The organism is Candidatus Hydrogenedentota bacterium, assembly GCA_012730045.1.
In the GTDB taxonomy this organism is placed as follows: domain Bacteria; phylum Hydrogenedentota; class Hydrogenedentia; order Hydrogenedentales; family CAITNO01; genus JAAYBR01.
This window is the reverse complement of the sequence record JAAYBR010000091.1, coordinates 25,628-44,333: the sequence shown is the minus strand read 5'-3', so window position 1 is coordinate 44,333 and position 18,706 is coordinate 25,628. Positions and strand designations below refer to the sequence as shown.

Below are 18,706 nucleotides of genomic sequence, written 5' to 3'. Positions count from 1 at the left end.
GTAGACGCGCCATCTTGGCGCGTTCTTGGGGTTTTCGTTGGCCCAAAGAACGCGCCAAGATGGCGCGTCTACTTTCCGGCCCTCCCGCAGCCCTCACTTCATAGGCAGAATTCCCGCCCGCGGCGGTCTGGGGCTCGCCATGACGCGCCTTTCCGCGTCGTGGCAATGACGCGCGTTTTCACGCTGTGGCAATGACGGGCGTTTCCACGTCATTGCGAAGGAGCGGAGCGACTGCGGCAATCTCGTTCTCGGCACGGCTCCGGTTCCCACAGTGTCTTACCCGGCGACTAGGGAACCATCGAATCAGAACGCCACGCGGGATGAACCCCGGGATGGAAGGATCATTTTCCGGAAAGGTTAACATCGATAAACAGGATGCACAGGATTTCTTTTCTCATCCTGCAAATCCTGTCCATCCATGTTCATTCCGGCCTTACTTGCCCGCGTTGGCCCTTTCGGCGGCTTTTTGGGCCAGCAGGGCGCCCGTTTCACGGCAGCGGCGGAGGTCGTCTTCCGTGGGGCGGTATTGGGCGCGCAGGGGTTCGGCGATGATCTCCCAGCGCATGGCCTCGAGGACGGTCTGGACGCCCTCGGCGCCGCCTTTGGCCCATCCGTAGGCGCCGAAGGCGACGGCGGCTTTGGGGGCCGGTTTCAGCCCCTGGAGGTGCGTGAGCACCGCGCCCATCTGCGGCATGATGCCGCCGTTCACGGTGGGGGAGCCGACGGCCACGGCGGCGGCGTCCATGACCTCCCGGGCGATCCGGGTCAGCGAGGCTTTGCGGACGGGCAGCAGGACGGTCTCCGCCCCGGCGTCCGCCGCGCCCGCGCCCAGTTCCTCCGCCATGCGCTCGGTGGCGCCCCACATGGTGTCGCACAGGACGACCACCTTGTTGCGGACGGTGCCGGAGGTCCACGCCTTGTACCCCGCGAGGATAATGTCCAGATGCCCGCGCCAGATGACGCCGTGGGACGGTGCGATCATGCGGACGGGCAGCTTCTCCGCCGCCGCCATGGCCTTCGCCGTGGGCGTGCCGAAGGGCAGCAGGATGTTCGCGTAGTAGGCGGCGGCCTCGTCCATCACGGCGTCCAGGTCCGAAGCGTCGTCAAAGCGCTCGGGCGTGCCGTAGTGCTGGCCGAAGGCGTCCATGGAGAACAGGACGCCGTCCGACGGCAGGAACGTGAACATGGATTCCGGCCAGTGCGCGAGCGGGGTCTGGACGAACTCTAGCGTGCGGTCGCCGAGGGCCAGCGTGTCGCCCGGCCCGATGATCCGGACCTTCCACGCGGCCATGTCGAAAAAGAGGGCCAGCGTCTGGCGGCATTTCTCGGTGCAGACCAGGGTGGCGTTGGGCAGGGCGGCCATCACCTCCGGCAGCGACCCGGCGTGGTCCGGCTCGGCGTGGTTGCACACCACCCAGTCCACTTTGTCCAGCGGGACGATTTCGGCGACATTGGCCAGCAGCGTGCCCGCAAAACCCTTTTTCACCGTGTCAATCAGGGCCGTCCCGCGGTCCCGCACGAGGTACGCGTTGTAGGTCGTCCCCCGGTCCGTCTCATACCCGTGGAAATCGCGCAACCCCGCGTCCACCACCCCCACCCAGAGCACGCCGTCACACAGCGAAACAGGCATCACCGATCACTCCTTTGATTCCAAACCGTTCACTCAAACCGGACGCCGATATCGGCGCCGACGCCAAAAATGTGCTTCGCCCCCGCCAGGTATTCCTCGTGGTTGGCCAGATGCTCCAGCATGAGGGGCGGCTGCTGGGGCAGGGTTGCCAGCCGCCGGAGCAGGGTGGCGTAGTCCAGCGTGCCGGTGCCCGGGACCACTTCGCGGAAATGCACGTTCATTTCAATGTCCCAGGTCAGGTCCTTGGCATGGCAGCTCACGATCCACGCCCCCAGCTTGTCAAAACACTCATTGAGCAGCGCCGTGTTCCCGTAATAGCGCGCCGGGCTGTTGATGGCGTTGCAGGGGTCCAGATGGACGCCGAAGCCCGGGCGGTCCACGGCCTTCATCAGGGCAAGATAGCTGTGCGCGCTGTCGGGCAGCGCCCAGCCTATCATTTCGTAGGCAAACTTCGTCCGGGACGGCTTCACGGCGTCAAGGATTTTCCGGGCGTTTTCCACCGCCGCGTCGAAGAACGCCGGGGACAGGTTTTCCGGATGGGGGCCGAACCAGCTCTCCTTGTTGAAGGATCCGGCGATGTCCACGCAGCACCGCGCGCCGACGGCCTCCGCCAGCGCCAGCCCCTCCGTGACCCGCTCCAGGTTCTTCTTCCGCGCCTCCGGGTCCGCGTCCATCAGGTTGCACCACCGGCCCACCTCGGCCAGCACGACATCCTCCGCCGCAAAGGCCTTCTCCACCGCACGGATGCGGTCCGTGTCCTTCAGGGGAACGTCGGGGCAGTAGGCCGCCCGGTAGCCCAAGGCGCGGTGGGCCTTCGCCCAGGCCGCCGGATCGTCCCCCTCCAGGGGCACCGGCGCGCCCAGCCGCACCCATCCCCCCTCTGCGTCCGCCGCCCGCCCGGCCAGCATCCCAGCAGCCAGCACCCCGCCCGCCGCCCCGGCCAAAAATCCGCGCCTGCTCAGTCCATTCGCCGTTCCCTTGTTCATGGAATGCCCTTTCCGTTGCACGTTCGCCGACAGTATAGCGAATTTGCGGGAAACCGGGGGAAAAGGTGCGTGGTCAAACGATGCGGGGTATCATATTTTGCAGATGAACGGGGTTCGCCCCGGTAAAAGGAGTTTTTATGCGGCGTTTTCTCAAGCGGCTGTTTCTCGGGTTTGCCGGGCTCTTGCTGATTCTGGCGGCCGGCGGCTGGCTCTGGCTCCATCCGGGCCGGGGGCCGAAGGAGGCCGTGGACCCGGCGGCCAAGGGCTGGTCCGAGGAGGTGGACGGCACCCTGGTCGTGCATCTCAAGGGCACGCCCTACGAGATGGGCTACCAGCGGGGGCATTTCGCCAAGGAGAAAGTGCTGCTGACGGTGGCCCGGTTTGACGGAATGCTCGACCGGGCGAAACAGGAGGTCGGCCTGCCGAAATTCGCGGCCAACCTCATCCTCGACATCACCTACCAGCTCTGCTCGCCCTACATCCCCGACCGGTACAAGCGGGAGATGGAGGGGCTGGCGGACGCGTCCGGGTGCGACCTCCAGATGATCCGCCGCGGGAGCGTCATCTCTGTCATCACGGAGCGCGGGTGCAGCGCCTTTGCCGTCTTCGGCGGCGCCACGGTGGGCGGCGCGCTGTACCACGGCCGGAATTTCGACTGGATTCTGGACGCGGGGCTGGAGGACACGGCGATTCTGGCGATTTACGAGCCCGAGGGGCTGATTCCCTTCGCCTCCGCGGGCTACGCGGGGATCATCGGCGTGCTCAGCGGCATGAACCGCGAGCAGATCACGATCAGCCAGATCGGCGCCGTAACGTCGGACGGTTCCCTGCGCGGACTCCCTCTGGAACTGGTCATGCGCCGCATGCTGGAGGAGTGCCCGAACCTCGACGAGGTCACCCGCCTGGTCAAAAGCGTGAAGCACACCGTGGGCTACAACTATGTGGTGTCCGACGGCAAGGCGCCCGACGCCCGCGCCTACGAGACCACGGCGAACCAGGTGGCCATTTTCGGCCCCGACGACCCCAAGGAGACGGTGGAGTACGCCATCCGCATCCCCGACGCCGTGTTCCGGGCCGACGAGGCGATGGACCCGACGGTGCGGTCACTCCAGCGCTGCGCGAAGGCGCCCGACCTGCCCTACGGCTCCAACTCCTACGACCACCGCTACAAGGGCATCGCCACGCGGGTGAAGGAGCAGTACGGAAAGATTGACGCCCCCGCCGCCCTGGAAATCCTGAAAGCGACCGCCATGGTCAACACCAACCTGCACGCGGTGCTGACGGACGGCACGAACCTGAAGATGTGGGTCGCCCACGCGAAGGACGGGCAGGACGCCTCGCAGCAGCACTTTGTGGAATACGACCTGAAGCAGCTCTTCCTGCGGCCCGAAGACCGCCCTCCCGTGCCCGCCGTTGTGGAACCCCCGCAGGAAGCCGCGGCGGAGGCCCCCCCCGAGGCCGCCCCGGCGGAGAAACAGACCCCGCCCTCTTCGTGATCAGGGGAATGGAAAAGACCCGGACTCAGCCGAAGGTCGCCTTGAAAAACTCCTTGTCGTCCAGCAGGTCCAGCTCCACGCGGGCGTAGTGCTCCATCTCCTCCCGCGTGATGAGGCCCCTGCCCTTGAACCGGCCCCCGCCGCCCTCGGGCGCGGGGCGGCGTTTCTCCGCGCGGGGTGCCTCGGGGCGCGGCCGCTCCGAACGCGGCGCATGGGCGCCGGGTTCCGGGGAGGGCGGTCCGTCGGACATGAAGTGCGGCGCGTTTCCCGGCGGAGAGGAGAGCTCCGGCGATTTCCCGGCGGCCTTTTCCGGGAAATCCTGCTTGATTCTGCCCCACAGGCGGCGGGCGATGACGTCCATCAGGTGGCGGCGCGCCTCCTCCGATCCCGGCGTCATGCGGGCCTTCTCCAGGGGGAGCACCTCCCCGCCGAAGAGGACCACCATCTCCGCGCACTTCGGGCACTCGCCGACCACGATGGCGCCGACGGGCGGCGCCACCAGATGGCCTTCGGCTCCGCAGTGCGGGCATTTGACTTTCAGGAACGAGAGCATGGGGAAACTTTCCTAATTCACCACCATAAAAACTTTACCATGCGTTTTCGGAAACCGTCAACCGGCGCGCAATAAGGCTAAAAAGCCGACTTGGCGCCCCCGCGCGCGTATTCCGCCATGGTGTCCAGATTCACGTGGGGCGTGTCGCGGACCACTTCGCAGCCCGCCCCCACAATATACGGATCGCCGCAGTCGCCATGACACGCCCCCAGCGCCGCCCGCACCGCGTCCGAGGTGCCGTTGCGCAGGACGCCCGCAGGCTCGATGTTCCCCAGCAGGGTCTGCTTCGGCCCCATGGCGGCGCGCGCCGCCGCCATGGACACCATGTAGTCCAAATCCACAATCTCGCAGCCCAGCCGGCCCATGCCCTCCAGAAGGGGGTTGGTGTTCCCGCAGATGTGCAGGCGCACCCGGCCGCCCATCGCCTGAATCCCCTCCACCAGCCGCTTCTCCAGGGGCCACACATGCTCCTCATACACCGCAGGCCCCACCAGCGACGCCGCCGCGTCGCCCAGGCCGATGAGGTCCGCCCCCGCCGCGATCTGCTCCCGCGCGAAGCCCAGCGCCGTCTCCACGCAGAACGTCATGAGGTCCGTGGCAAACCCCGGATCCTCAAAAAAGTCCATCATGATCGCGTTGATGCCGCGCAGGTCCGCGCCCAGCGCGCAGGGGCCCTCCACCCAGCCCTCCACCAGCAGGTCCCGGCCCACCCGCTCCCGCAGCAGCGCCAGGCCCTGGATACGGTCCGTCATGCGCCCCCCGCCCAGCGGGTCCGGCACCTTCAGCCCCTTCAGCGCCGCCGTGTCCGCCAGCAGGGCGTTTCCCTCATCCAGCGCCGGGGGTTGGTCGTCAAAAAAGACCACCCGCGCCCCGCAGTCCGCCGCCTCGCGGGCCGGGTCGGAGATGGTAGAGACAAAATCCGCCCCAAACCGCTCCGCCACCCGGAGCTGGCCCTCCGCCAGCACCCGGTGGTCCGTGGCGTACTGCCCGTAGGGCTTTCCGGTCAGATCCGCCGCGAACATCATGGTGATGGGCATGAACGGCAGCCGGTCCGCACGTCCGTTTTCAATGCACGCCAGAATGCGTTCCCGTCCCGTCATGGGGGCTTTTTCCTTTGTTTAGGCGGCGGTCTTGCGGGCTCCGGGCAGCATCTGTGCGCGGATCCACGACCAGTTCAGGACGACATGCGCCGCCGCCAGGGCAACCAGCACCCACCCGCCGCCCTCATGCAGCGCCTCAAAGGCGTCATGGGACAGGGAGTGCTTGAAGATTCCCGAGCCGGCCTGGGTCAGAAACGACAGGGCCAGCAGTACGTTCACAACCTTTAACCATTTAGCCTTCAACATCTTGCGGTTTCCTTCTTTCGGGCGTTCCCGTCCGGTTCCGGCCATGATACCCGCGGGAAACGCCTGTTTTCCAACGGTGCCCGGGATGGAAAAGCCCCCCCCGGTTTGCTACACTGGCCATCGGGCTGAAACACCGCGCGCGGCCGGCGGCGTGCGCCGCCGGTGGAAGCGTTCATGGAGGAACAAGGGTATGGCTGATTCATCCTCGATTGAGCAGCAGACCGTCACCTGGTTCCTGGAGTCCGGCAGCACGCTGGCGACGGCGGAATCCTGCACGGGCGGGCTGATCGCCCACCTGCTCACCAACGTCTCCGGGGCCTCCGGCTTCTTTGTCGGGGGGGTGGTGGCGTACAGCAACCGGGTGAAGGAGACGATCCTGGGCGTGCCGCCGGACGTGCTGGCGGCGAACGGGGCGGTGAGCGCCGAGACGGCCACCGCCATGGCGGAGGGGGTGCGCCGTCGCCTCGGGGCGGACTACGGCCTCGCGGTGACGGGCATCGCGGGGCCCGGCGGCGGCACGACGGAGAAGCCCGTGGGGCTGGTCTACATCGCGGCGGCCAGCCCGGACGGCAGAACGGCGTGCCGGGAGTTCCGGTTCTCGGGAACGCGCGGCGCCGTCAAGAAGCGGACCGCGGAAGCCGCGCTCGACATGGTGCTGGAGTTGTTCACCTGATGGCCGAACCGTACATCCCCCTGCACGTCCACACGCACTACAGCAAGCTGGACGGCCTGAGCAAGCCCAAGGAAATCATTGCGCGCTGCAAGGACTACGGCATTCCGGCGTGCGCGGTGACCGACCACGGCGTGCTCTTTGGCGTCTTCGACTTCTACCAGACCGCGCGGGCGGCGGGGATCAAGCCCATCATCGGCTGCGAGCTGTATGTCTCCCCCACCACCCTGGGGGACAAGAGCGCCAAGAGCGCGCGCGCGGCGGCGGAGCACCTGGTGGCCCTGTGCAGGGACGAGGAGGGCTGGCACAACCTGTGCCGCCTCAGCAGCATCGCGCACCTGGACGGCATGCACTACAAACCCCGGGTGGACGATGAGACCCTCGACCGCCACCGGGCGGGCCTGATCTTCTCCTCCGCCTGCCTCAGCGGCCGCATCGCCCGGCACATCCTGGGAGGGGACCTGGACGCCGCGGACCGCGCGGCGGCGAAGTACGCCGAGATGTTCGGCCCGGAAAACTTCCTCATCGAGCTGATGAACCACGGCATGGAGGAGCAGGAACGGGTCAACGCGGAGCTGGTGAAGATCGCGGCGCGGCGCGGCCTGCTGACGGTGGCCACGAACGACAGCCACTACACGGACCGGGCGGACAGCGAGGCCCACGACGTGCTCCTGTGCCTGGAGACGCACAAGTCGCTGGACGACGCCGACCGGATGCGCCTGCCGAACGACGAGTTCTTCTTCCGCCCGCCGGAGGAGATGCGCAGCCGCTTCGCGCGCTGGCCCGAGGCGCTGGAAAACACTTTGGCCGTGGCGGAGCGCTGCAACCTGGTGATTCCCGAAGGGCTCCGCCTCATCCCGGACTACACCGTGCCGGAGGGCTGGGAGAAGGCGGCCTACCTGCGCCACCTGGTGGCGGAGGGGCTCACGGCGCGCTACGGCAGCCCGCCGCCGGAAACCCACCGGAGGCGCGCGGACTTCGAGTGCGGCGTCATCGAGCAGATGAACTTCGTGGACTACTTCCTCGTGGTCTGGGACCTGATCCGGCACGCCCGGAAAGTGGGGATCGCCGTGGGGCCGGGCCGCGGCTCGGGCGCGGGCAGCATCGTCGCCTACGCCCTGCGCATCACGAACCTCGACCCCATGCGCTACAACCTCCTCTTTGAGCGCTTCCTCAACCCCGAGCGCGTCAGCATGCCGGACTTCGACATTGACTTCTGCTTCGAAAGGCGCCCGGAGATGATCGCCTACGCGAAGGAGAAATACGGGTCGGACAACGTCAGCCAGATCGCCACCTTCGGCCGCATGCTGATGAAGGACGTCGTGCGCAGCGTGGGCCGCGTGCTGGGCATGCCGCTCAACGACGTGAACCGCCTCGCCGGCATGCTCCCCGCCGACCCGAAGGCCACCCTGAAAACGGCCTACGAGGGCGACGCCGAAATCCGGCGGCTCGTGGACGAGGACCGCCAGGTGGCCCGCCTGTGGCGCCTGGCCGGGCGCCTCGAGGGGACGATCAAGTCCATCGGCACCCACGCCGCCGGCGTGGTCATCTGCGACCACGCGCTCACGGACCACGTGGCCCTCTACAAGGACAACAGCACCGAAACCGTGTCCACGCAGATGGACATGTCCTGCGTGGAGAAGATCGGCCTGCTGAAGATGGACTTCCTGGGCCTGCGCACCCTCACCATGATCCATGACGCCGTGGAGATGATCCGGCGGAACCGGGGCGTGGAGGTGGATTTGGACAACCTCCCCCTGGACGACGACACCACCTACGCCCTCCTGCGCTCCGGGCAGACCATGGGCATCTTCCAGCTGGAAAGCCCGGGCATGCGCGACCTGGCCAAAAACATCGGCCTCCAGTCCCTGGAGGAGATGAGCGCCCTGGTCGCCCTCTACCGCCCCGGCCCCATGGCCCTCATCCCGAACTACATCGCGAACAAGTTCGACCCGTCCAAAATCCAGTATGAGCACCCCCTGCTGGAGCCGGTCCTCAAGGAGACCTACGGCATCCCGGTGTACCAGGAGCAGGTCATGCAGATGACCCAGGCCTGCGCCGGATTCACCCTGGGCGCCGCGGACATCGTGCGCCGCGCCATGAGCAAAAAGAAGCAGGAGGAGCTGGACAGACAAAAGGAGGGCTTCGTCAGGGGCTGCGTGGCGAACGGAATCGCCAAGCCCCTCGCGGAGACCCTCTGGAACAAGATCGAGACTTTCTCCGGCTACGGGTTCAACAAGTCCCACAGCGCGGCCTACGCCCTCGTGGCCTACCAGACCGCCTACCTCAAGGCCAATTACCCCCTGGAGTTCATGAGCGCACTGCTCACCGGCGAAACCGGCAACCTGGAGAAGACGGCGGTCTACATCGAGGAATGCCGCCGCATGGGCATCGAGGTACTGCCCCCGGACATCAACGGGAGCAGGCAGGGCTTCACCGTGGACAGCGGGCTCATCCGCTTCGGCCTCGGCTCCGTGCGCAACGTCGGCGAGGCGCCCTGCAAGGAAATTGTCCGGGAACGCGACACGAACGGCCCCTACCGCGACATCTACGACTTCTGCAAGCGCCTGACCCCCCAGGTGGCCAACATGCGCGTGCTGGAGAGCCTGAACAAGGCGGGCGCGTTTCTGGGCACCGGCTGGAACCGCCGCCAGGTGGAGGCGGCCATGGAAAGGGCGGTCTCGGAGAGCCAGCTCTTCCAGCGGGACCAGCTGGCGGGGCAGACTTCCCTCTTCGAGATGGGCGGCATGGCGGAGGAGCTGGCCGGCATGTACGAGAAGCCGGCGCTCCCGGAATGGCCGGACCACCAGCTCTGGGAGGCGGAGAAGGAGGTGCTGGGCCTCTACATCACCTCGCACCCCCTCTGGCTCCACCGGGACATCATTGAACATTACGGAACGCCGCCGGCAGTGCTGGCCCGGGAACCCCGCGAGGGCGAGGAGCGCGTGCTGGCGGGCGTCATCACCAACATCCGGCGCATCTCGACGAAGAAGGGCGACCCCATGGCCTTCGTCACCCTGGAGACCCTGCGGGGCTCCTGCGAGCTGACGGCCTTCTCGGAGATCTATCGGCAGAAGGCCCACCTCATGGAGGTGGACATGGTGGTCATCGCCCGCGCCAGGGCCAACTTCCGGAACGAGCGCCTCTCGTACCTCGTCGAGGACATCATGCTCATTGACGACGCGGAGCGGAACCTGACCCGGGCCCTGCATGTGCGGCTGGAAATCCCCCACCAGAACCCCGAGGCCCTCCGAAGGGTCGCCGAGGCGCTGGCCGCGCATCCCGGCCCCTGCGATGTCTACCTGCACTGCCGCATGGCGAACGACGACGAGGTGGTGGTCCATGCGCCGGAGTCCTGCCGCGTGTCGAACGCCCGCGCGCTGCGCCCCCTGCTGGAGACGCTCCTCGGCGAGGACACCGCGTTCTTCTCCGGGGGGATGGGGCTGCCGTCGCACCGGCGGCCCGACCCCGCGCCGGACCTCCCCCGATGGAAGCAGCGGCAGGGCGCCGCCAGAAACTGAACACCCCCCGCGCGGCGGACGCCGCCGGAAAACAGGAGACTGAAGACCATGCGCACTTTGTGGAAGAGAAGCCTGATGGCCGCCGCCGCCGGCGCGGTGCTGGTGCTGGCGACGGCCTGCGAGACCGTCCCCTTTGTGGGCCGCAACCAGCTGCTGCTCGTCGGCGACGGAGAAATGAACACTCTCGGCGTGCAGCAGTTCCAGGAGGTCAAGCAGACGGAGCCGCTGTGCGCGGACGCCGGAACCAACCAGCGGGTGACGGACATCGGCGCGCGCATCGCACGCGCCGCGGACCAGCACCTCGCGGCGCAGGGCCGGACGTCGGGTTTCCAGTGGGAGTTCATCGTCATCCAGGAGGATGACACGGTGAACGCATGGTGCATGCCCGGCGGCAAGGTGGCCGTCTACACCGGCATCCTCCCCGTGGCGCAGGACGACAACGGCCTCGCCGTGATCATGGCCCACGAGATCGCCCACGCCATCGCGCGCCACGGCGCGGAGCGCATGAGCCAGGCCCTCGCCCTCGAGATGGGCGGCGCGGCGCTCTCGGCCGCCCTCGCGTCAAAGCCCGCGCAGACCCGCGACCTCTTCCTCCAGTCCGCCGGGCTGGTGACCAATGTGGGCGTCGTGCTGCCCTTCAGCCGCAACATGGAGTACGAGGCCGACCGCATCGGCCTCATCCTCATGGCCATGGCGGGCTACGACCCCCATGCCGCCGTCCCCCTCTGGGAGCGCATGAACGCCTCGGGCGGCGAGCGCCCGCCGGAGTTCCTCTCCACGCACCCGGCCCCGGCGAACCGCATCGCCGCCATCCAGCAGATGATCCCCGAGGCCATGCAGTATTACCGCCAGCCCTGAGCGGAGGACTCCCCATGCCCGCGCGTTTTCTGGCCCTCGCCCTGTTGCTGTGCCCCCTGGTGCCCGCCGCCGCGCAGACGCCCCCGCCCGTGGCCTACACCCTGGAGGAGACGGTGTGCCTGCCCGCGCCGGGCAATGTCTTCCTGACCGGGGTCTCTGTCCGCATCCCCGTGCCCGCCGCCGTGGCGGGCGCCGCTGACGCCGTCCTGCTGGATGACGCGGGCCGCGAGGTGGCGACGGGAACAGTCACGGAGGGCGTGCTGACGCCGGAACCGGCCCCTGGGGTCGGCTGGTATCAGGTGGTCTTCCGCGCCGCCGACGGGCAGCCCCTCGGCTGGACCACCGCCGCCGTGCTGGATATCCTGCCGGTGCCGTTGCCGGAAGACTCCCCCGTGGCGCTGGATGTCGCCCTGTCGTGGGTGGCCCCGGACTCGCCGGAGGCCTGGCGGGCCATGACGCACATCGCCGCCCTCGCGGGGGTGCGCTGGGTGCGCGACCGCCTGCGCTGGCGCGAGGTGGAGCCGGAGGAGGGCCGCCCCGCGGAGTCCACGCGCTACGACGCGACCGCCGACCTCCAGAGCGGGGCGGGGCTGAAACTGCTCCAGGTGTTCCACGACATGCCCCCGCGCGTCCGCGACGCGGACGGCGTTCCGGACCTCCGGAGACTGCACGCCTTCTGCCGGTTGGCGTCGGCCCGTTTCGGCGCGCGGGTTCCCGCGTGGGAGCCCTGGAATGAGGCCAATGCCAAATCCTTCGGCGGGTGGCCGGGGTCGGACATCTGCGCGTGGCAGAAGGCCGCCTGCCTGGGGTTCAAGGCAGGCCGGCCCGAAACCCTGGTCTTCTGGCAGCCCATTGCCGGAGTCAACACCCCCGGCCTCGTCCGCAGTGTGCTGGAAAATGAGACCTGGCCCTACTTCGACGTCTACGCCATGCACTCCTACGACTGGTGCCATGACTACGACCGCCTGTGGGCCGGGGCCCGCGACGCCGCGTCCGGACGCCCGGTCTGGGTCACCGAAAGCGACCGGGGCATCGCCTCGCCGCCCGGCATGCCCCACCTCGACCTGCCCCCCGCCGACGCCGCGCTCAAGGCGCAGTTCGTCGCCCAGGAGTACGCCCAGGCCCTCGCCGCAGGCGCGGAGAAGTGCTTTCACTTCATCCTCGGCCAGTACAAGGAGGAGCACGGCGGCAACCGCATCCAGTTCGGCCTCCTCCGCGAGGACATGACGCCCCGGCCGGGCTATGTGGCTCTGGCCAATCTTGGCCGGCGCCTCGCGGGCACCCGCTGCCTCGGCGCGTGGACCCCGCCCGGCCAGCCCGACACCCGCGTGGTGGCGTTCCGGTCACCGGAGGGCGCCGACGCCCGCGATGTCGTGGTGGTCTGGGCCGAGCGCCCCGTGGACTGGGCCGAACGCGGCAAGTGCGAGGCCCCCTGGCCCCTGCCCGCCGATTTCGCCCCCGGTGCGGTCTGCCATGACTGCCTCGGCCGCGCCGTGCAACGGCCCGACAGGGCCGTGTCCGCCCCTGTCTTCTTAACCTGCCCGCGCGGTGCGGCGGACGCCCTTCCGCTCACCCCGCCGCCCGCGGTACCCCGACGCGAAGGGGAGCCCCTGCCCGTCGTGCTGCAGCTCAGTTTCCCCGGCGCGGAAGTGGTCCGCAACACCATTGGCTGGACCGACGAGCACGACTACGCCCTCCCCGCCGGAAAGCCCGCCCCCGTCCGCATGTACGCCTACAATTTCGGCGACTCCGGCTTCGAGGGCGAACTCCGCGCCGAGTCCCTCCCCGAAGGCTGGACCCTCACGCCGGACACCCTCCCCCTGCGCGTGGCCCCCGGCGGGCGCGTCCCCCTCGATGCCACCCTAACCCTCCCCGAAGCCCCGATCGAAGAGCCCGAAGGCGGCCACTGGGTAAAACTCCGCGCCGGAATCCCCCAAGGCCCCACGGTCGCAGCCCGTATCCTGGTCAAGTAGCGGCGCCTTTGCGTCAATCTTGACCCCATCAATGCGAACAGGGATAATGGGCTCGTGAAGCGCCTGTCTTCCGTAGCGCCGCCGTCCCGGCGGCCTTTCCACGCCGGGACACACACCGGAGGGCATCCGCACACAGCAAATCGTTGTTGGGTATGAACCGGCAGGGTCGGGAGGAGACAGCGCATGCAGAGCCTTTCCTGGAACGAGATACGGTCGCGTGCCATCACGTTCTCAAGGGACTGGAAGGGCGCCGGGGATGAGCGCGCCGAGGCGCAGACCTTCTGGAACGAGTTCTTCACCGTCTTCGGAAAGAAGCGCAGGCTGGTGGCTTCGTTCGAGGAACGGGTCAAGAGCCTCAAGAACACCCATCACCGCATTGACCTTTTCTGGCCGGGCACTTTGCTGGCGGAGCACAAGAGCGCCGGACAGCCCCTGGACAAAGCGGAGTCCCAGGCCTTCGCCTATATCGGGGAACTGGCCTCCTCGGGCCGGGAAAGCGAAATCCCCCGCTATGTCATCGTCTCCGACTTCGCCCGCATGGTTCTCTATGATCTGGAGGGGGAAGAGGGGGATGGGGGATTCGAGTTTCGCCTTCAGAATCTCCACAAGCACATCAAGCATTTTGCCTTCTTCCTCGGACAGAAGACGCACACCTTCGGCGAGGAGGACCCCGCGAATCTTGAGGCCGCCGCCATCATGGCGCGGCTTCACGACACCATCGAGGCGGGCAACTACACGGGGCCGGAACTGGAGCGGCTGCTGGTGCGGCTGCTCTTCTGCCTCTTTGCCGACGACACCGGCATCTTTGACACCAACCAGTTTGACCTGTTCCTCCAGAACCGGACCCGCGAGGACGGCTCCGACCTGGGCGCGCAGCTCAACCACCTCTTCGAGGTGCTCGACACGCCGCTGGAGAAGAGAGGTTCCCACCTGGACGAGGACCTGGCCGAATTCCCCTACATCAACGGGGACCTCTTCGCCAATCCCCTCCACACCGCCAGTTTCAACCGCGACATGCGCAACAGCCTGATCGCCGCCTGCCGGTTTGACTGGTCGCGCATCTCCCCCGCCGTCTTCGGCTCCCTGTTTCAGGGCATCATGGACGGCCGGGAGCGCCGTCAGATCGGCGCCCACTACACCTCCGAGCGCGACATTCTCAAGCTCATACGCCCCCTCTTTCTGGATGAACTCCACGCGGAGTTTGAGCAGATCAGAAAGGACAACCGCCCGGGGCACCGCAACAAACGGCTGGAGGCCTTCCGCGACAAGCTCGCCGGGCTCCGCTTCCTCGACCCCGCCTGCGGGTGCGGCAACTTCCTCGTCATCGCCTACCGGGAACTGCGCCGTCTCGAACACCGCGCCCTCGATGCCCTGTACGATTTCAGCAACCGCGCGCAGGAAATAAACCTGGGCGAGGGTGGGCATTGGGCAAAAACCGATGTCAACCAGTTCTACGGCATTGAGATCGGGGAATGGCCCGCCCGCATCGCCGAAACCGCCCTCTGGCTCACCGACCACCAGATGAACGTGGAACTCAGCCTCAGTACCGGCGTCATGTTCCAGCGCATTCCCCTCAAGGCCACCCCCCACATTCGCTGCGCCAACGCCCTCCGCATGGACTGGAACGACCTTCTCCCTGCGGAGGAATGCTCGTTTGTTCTCGGGAATCCGCCTTTTGTCGGGCATCACTACCAGACCGAGGAACAAAAAGAGGACCAGCAAACGGTCTTGGCCAATGTTGGCGCCCGGGGAGTCCTTGATTATGTCTGCAACTGGTATGTAAAGGCCGCCGAATACATCAAGGAACGCCCCACTCCCTGCGCGTTTGTCTCGACGAATTCCATCACGCAGGGAGAGCAGGTCGGCATTTTGTGGTCGGAGCTCTTCAACCGCTACCAGCTCAAAATCCTGTTTGCCCACCGCACCTTTGCCTGGCAGAGCGAGGCCAGAGGACGTGCCCACGTCCATGTGGTCATTATCGGTTTTGGGGTTCTCGAGCGCGGCCCGAAACGGCTTTTTGACTATCAGGACATTGGCGGAGAGGCACAGGAGGAGGTTGTCTCGAATATCAGCCCGTACCTGATCGAGGGGGCCGATCTGGCCGTCACCAACCGGACCGCCCCCCTGTGCCGCGTTCCCCGCATGTTGTGGGGCAACAAACCAACCGACGGGGGGCACCTGATCCTTTCCCCGGAGGAGCGGGACGAACTGCTCCGAAAGGAGCCCGGGGCGGCCAAGTTTGTTCGCCGCTACATGAGTGGCGGGGACTTCATCAACGAACGGGAGCGTTACTGCCTTTGGCTCAAGGATGCAGCCCCGCAGGAACTGGCCACACTCCCCTTGGTGACGGAGCGCATAAAGCGCGTGCGCGCGTTCCGGTTGGCCAGCAAGGCAGCCTCCACCCGCCGGTATGCTGACTTTCCGACCCTTTTCCGGCAGATTGCCCAACCGGATTCGCCGTATCTGGCCATCCCGGAAGTATCCTCGGAACGCCGCCTTTATGTCCCCATGGCCTACCTGTCCAACGATGTCATCTGCAGCAACAAAATCCAATTTGTGCCGGATGCAACCGTCTTCCACTTTGGCATCCTCACCAGCCTGATGCACATGGCTTGGATGAGGCAGGTGTGCGGACGGTTGAAGTCGGACTATAGCTACTCCAATTCCCTTGTTTACAACAACTTCCCTTGGCCCGAGATCGCCACGACAACACTGCTAACACAGATCGCCGACTGCGCCCATAAGGTGTTGGATGTCCGTGCTGGGTTCATAGACAAAGGCGCGACACTGGCGGACCTCTATGATCCTCTTACCATGCCTGCGCCACTGCTCAAAGCGCATCAGGCTCTGGACCGGGCGGTGGACCGGTGCTACCGGGCCGCGCCATTCAACAGCGAGCGGGAACGGGTCGAGTATCTGTTTCAGTTGTATGAGCAGTTGACCGCCCCGCTCGCGCTTGCTGAGACGAAGAAGAAGCGCCGCCCCCGGGAGAAATAGGGCGCGGTCTGGAAACCCCCTGCCCCTTTTCGGACAACGCCCGTATCCTGGTCAAGTAGCGGCGGAAGCCCTTTTTGAGGGGACACGGGCTGGAACTCCAACCGCCGAGGAGCAGCTGTCCACACCACGTTCCGAAGCGCCGAAGGCGCGGCACAAGCGCGGAAGGTCTTTGTGCCGCCCCTTCGGGGCTCCCGGGACTGGGGTGGGGGGCGCTTTCTTCCCGGGGCTCACGCCCCGGGCTGTTGAATGCCGCGCTTCCAGCGCTTTGGTCTGCCCTTGTTCCCCTCCGTCTCTCCGAATGGGACGGCTCCCCTCTTGAAAATGCCGCATACGACCCCGGGACTGCCCTACAGGTTCTCCAGGTCCACGCCGGCGGCGCCGGCCTTGAACTCTTTCATGTGCTTGCGCAGGGGGGCCGCGCCGTCGCCCTCGACGTACTGCGTGAGCCATTGGAGGCGGCGGCTGGTCTCCAGGCTGACGAGGTGCTCCATCTTGCAGGCGTCGGCGGTGGCGCGGTCTTTGGCCACGCCCAGGACAACCTCCAGGAAGCGGGAAAGAATGGCGAAGTTCTCGGAGACCAGCTCGGTGATCTGGCGGCCCTCCTCCGTGAGCAGCAGGAAGCGGTTCGGGTCCTCGGCCACCCAGCCCCGTTTCTTGAGCTGCGCGAGGGCCATGGACGCAGCGCCCCGGGACACCTCCAGCATCTCGGCGACGTCGGTGGTGCGCGCGTAGCCCAGGCTGGACCGCAGCGTGTCTATGGCCATCAGGTAATGGGCGCGCGAGTGCGAGAGGGTGTCGTGCCCCGTGTCGCGGCGGCGTCCGGCCTTTGCGCCCTTGGCGCCCGCCTTTGCGGGGGGCCGTTTGTCCTGCTGCCGCGGGGAGCCTGTCATGGCGGTGTTCTCCATGCCTGCGCGCGCCGGGGCGGGGCCGCGCACCGGTGCCCGCATGAAAACAACCCGTCGCCGCGCCTAACGGATGGACATTATACTGAATTCCCCGACAGGGGGCGCAACTTCGGCAGGGCGCGGCAAACGGCGGGGCAGGTTGCCTTTTCCCGCCCCTTTCTGGCAGAGTCTCCGCTCCGCCGGGGAAACCCGGGGGTGTCCGGACGGGTCCAACACAGCGGCGGAAAGATCCCCACAAGGGGAACCGCCCCGAGAACAACCATTCACACGAGAGGAACGAGGATCATGATGAAGCGCGACAAACGGGTATTGAAGGGCGTGACCGGCCTGCTCTTGGCCGCACTGGCGGTGTGCGCGGGGGCCGTGACAGCCCAGGCCCAGAACCCGCTGGGATATTTCCCGGAGGGCGCCACGGCCGCGCTCTACCTGCCCTCGATTGACTTCCTGGAGCAGAAGGCCGCCCCGGTGGCGGAGGCCGCGGGCTTCGATGCCGTGGGCGAACTGACCGGCATGCTGGGCGACCTGCCCGCGAAACTCGGCGTGGCCCCCGGAGCGCCGTTGTCGGAGGTTTTCAAGGCCGCCGGGCTGGACACCTCGAAGCCGGCCGCCCTTTTCCTGAAGAAGCCTGGGGCGGGTATGGACGAGTACGGCGCGCTGATCCCCGTGGCCAGCGCCGAGGCGGCCGCGGACAAGATGAAGAGCATCTTCGACAGCGACCCCGCCGAGTACGCCGAGGGCGACGCGAAGGGCTTCTTCAACGACACCCAGAAGCTCGGGTTTGCCATCCTGGCGGACAAGGTGCTCCTGGGCTCCACCACGGACATGATTAAAGGCATGGCCGCCCGCGCCGCGGCCCCCTACCAGTCCCCCTACGAGACGGGCGCCGAGATCGCGCTGGTCACCTCCGTCACGCGGCTGCAGGACGCGGGCGTGTTCCCCGCCACCGCGCCGAACGGCCAGCCGCTGGCCTCGGTCTATGACTACCTCAAGGGCATCATGGGCGAGGTGGTCCTGGCGGCGGGCGAGGCGCAGGGCGAGTCCTACGTCCGCCTGGCGATGGCCGCGCCGTCCGGCGCGGTGACGCCCCCGGCGGAGGCCCTGAAGATGCACACGCTCTTCCCGGAGAACTCGCCGGTGGTCCTCAACCTGCGCAACGACGCCGCCTTCATGCAGGCGGTCCGCCCGCTGATCATGGCGAGCCCGCAGGCGGCCCAGGTGGGCATGTACATCAGCCTGATTTCCGGCATGATCGGCAAGGAGGTGGGCCTGGCGCTCACGGGCGTCAACAACGGCATGCCGGACGGGATGCTGGCCATGGACGTCGCCAAGCCGGAAAGCATCAAGATGCTGATGGGCATGGCGGGCGCGAAGGACGGCCCCAAGGAGCAGATCAACGGCGCGGACATCTACGCGTTTGAGAACATCCGAGAGGGGCTGAGCGTCTTCCTGGCGACGAAGGAGACCTCCGTCATCGCCACGACCAACATGGACGCGCTCAAAGCCTCGCTGGAGAAGCTGGACGCGGGGGCCTCCGCGACGCCGGTCGCCCAGAAGACCCTGGACCGGGGCAACAACGGCTTTATCGCCATTAATGGCGGCAAGGTTTCCCCCGAGGCCGCGGCCGCGCTGCCCCTGCCCGCCACGGTGGACCTGTCCGAGGTCAACGCCGAGGTGACTTTGGGCGGCAAGGGCCCCTGGAACGAGCTGCGCGTGAGCGTGCCCGGCGACATGAAGGGCATCGCCGAGTGGGTGTCCGGCGCCGTCTGATGAC

The 18,706-nt window shown here is 67.1% G+C and carries 13 protein-coding genes; 7 read left to right on the top strand and 6 right to left on the bottom strand.

Annotated features, from left to right (window positions below; all coding sequences use genetic code 11):
• Positions 1-433: 433 nt before the first annotated feature.
• Positions 434-1,630 carry an FprA family A-type flavoprotein gene (locus GXY15_09365; GenBank protein NLV41417.1) on the bottom strand — a complete coding sequence of 399 codons (1,197 nt, stop codon included), beginning with the start codon at positions 1,628-1,630 and terminating at the stop codon, positions 434-436.
• Positions 1,631-1,659: 29 nt separating this feature from the next.
• Positions 1,660-2,538: a sugar phosphate isomerase/epimerase gene (locus GXY15_09360; protein ID NLV41416.1), complete on the bottom strand. Its 879-nt coding sequence runs from the start codon at positions 2,536-2,538 to the stop codon at positions 1,660-1,662.
• Between the two features lie 215 nt (positions 2,539-2,753).
• On the opposite strand from GXY15_09360, the gene GXY15_09355 reads away from it, so the two are divergent.
• Positions 2,754-4,112, top strand: coding sequence for a hypothetical protein (locus GXY15_09355; protein ID NLV41415.1), 1,359 nt, complete (start codon positions 2,754-2,756; stop codon positions 4,110-4,112).
• Positions 4,113-4,137: 25 nt separating this feature from the next.
• Here the strand turns inward: GXY15_09355 and GXY15_09350 are convergent, their stop codons facing one another.
• The 3 genes from GXY15_09350 to GXY15_09340 form a co-directional block, all read right to left on the bottom strand.
• Complete coding sequence (locus GXY15_09350; protein ID NLV41414.1) at positions 4,138-4,665, bottom strand: hypothetical protein; 528 nt, start codon at positions 4,663-4,665, stop codon at positions 4,138-4,140.
• Positions 4,666-4,742: 77 nt separating this feature from the next.
• Positions 4,743-5,765, bottom strand: coding sequence for a uroporphyrinogen decarboxylase (locus tag GXY15_09345; GenBank protein ID NLV41413.1), 1,023 nt, complete (start codon positions 5,763-5,765; stop codon positions 4,743-4,745).
• Between the two features lie 18 nt (positions 5,766-5,783).
• Positions 5,784-6,011: a DUF4405 domain-containing protein gene (locus GXY15_09340; protein ID NLV41412.1), complete on the bottom strand. Its 228-nt coding sequence runs from the start codon at positions 6,009-6,011 to the stop codon at positions 5,784-5,786.
• A gap of 43 nt (positions 6,012-6,054) precedes the next feature.
• Here GXY15_09340 and GXY15_09335 point away from each other — a divergent pair, with 43 nt between their 5' ends.
• The 5 genes from GXY15_09335 to GXY15_09315 all read left to right on the top strand — a co-directional run bounded on the left by GXY15_09335 (position 6,055) and on the right by GXY15_09315 (position 16,030).
• A complete protein-coding gene (locus tag GXY15_09335; GenBank protein NLV41411.1) occupies positions 6,055-6,684 on the top strand; it encodes a nicotinamide-nucleotide amidohydrolase family protein in 630 nt (209 codons plus the stop codon).
• Positions 6,684-10,202, top strand: a complete 3,519-nt coding sequence (dnaE, locus tag GXY15_09330; GenBank protein ID NLV41410.1) for a DNA polymerase III subunit alpha — start codon at positions 6,684-6,686, stop codon at positions 10,200-10,202. Before GXY15_09335 ends, dnaE begins: the two co-directional genes overlap by 1 nt.
• A gap of 48 nt (positions 10,203-10,250) precedes the next feature.
• Positions 10,251-11,060 carry a M48 family metallopeptidase gene (locus GXY15_09325; protein NLV41409.1) on the top strand — a complete coding sequence of 270 codons (810 nt, stop codon included), beginning with the start codon at positions 10,251-10,253 and terminating at the stop codon, positions 11,058-11,060.
• A gap of 14 nt (positions 11,061-11,074) precedes the next feature.
• Positions 11,075-13,033: a hypothetical protein gene (locus tag GXY15_09320; GenBank protein NLV41408.1), complete on the top strand. Its 1,959-nt coding sequence runs from the start codon at positions 11,075-11,077 to the stop codon at positions 13,031-13,033.
• A gap of 183 nt (positions 13,034-13,216) precedes the next feature.
• The gene (locus tag GXY15_09315; protein ID NLV41407.1) at positions 13,217-16,030 is read left to right on the top strand and encodes a class I SAM-dependent DNA methyltransferase; all 2,814 of its coding nucleotides are present in this window, start codon (positions 13,217-13,219) and stop codon (positions 16,028-16,030) included.
• A 347-nt stretch (positions 16,031-16,377) separates the two neighbouring features.
• On the opposite strand, the gene GXY15_09310 is transcribed toward GXY15_09315, so the two are convergent.
• The gene (locus tag GXY15_09310; GenBank protein ID NLV41406.1) at positions 16,378-16,920 is read right to left on the bottom strand and encodes a metal-dependent transcriptional regulator; all 543 of its coding nucleotides are present in this window, start codon (positions 16,918-16,920) and stop codon (positions 16,378-16,380) included.
• Between the two features lie 300 nt (positions 16,921-17,220).
• Between GXY15_09310 and GXY15_09305 the strand changes: the two genes are divergently transcribed.
• Positions 17,221-18,702 (top strand): hypothetical protein, encoded by a 1,482-nt coding sequence (locus tag GXY15_09305; GenBank protein ID NLV41405.1) that lies wholly within the window; start codon positions 17,221-17,223, stop codon positions 18,700-18,702.
• Positions 18,703-18,706: the final 4 nt, after the last annotated feature.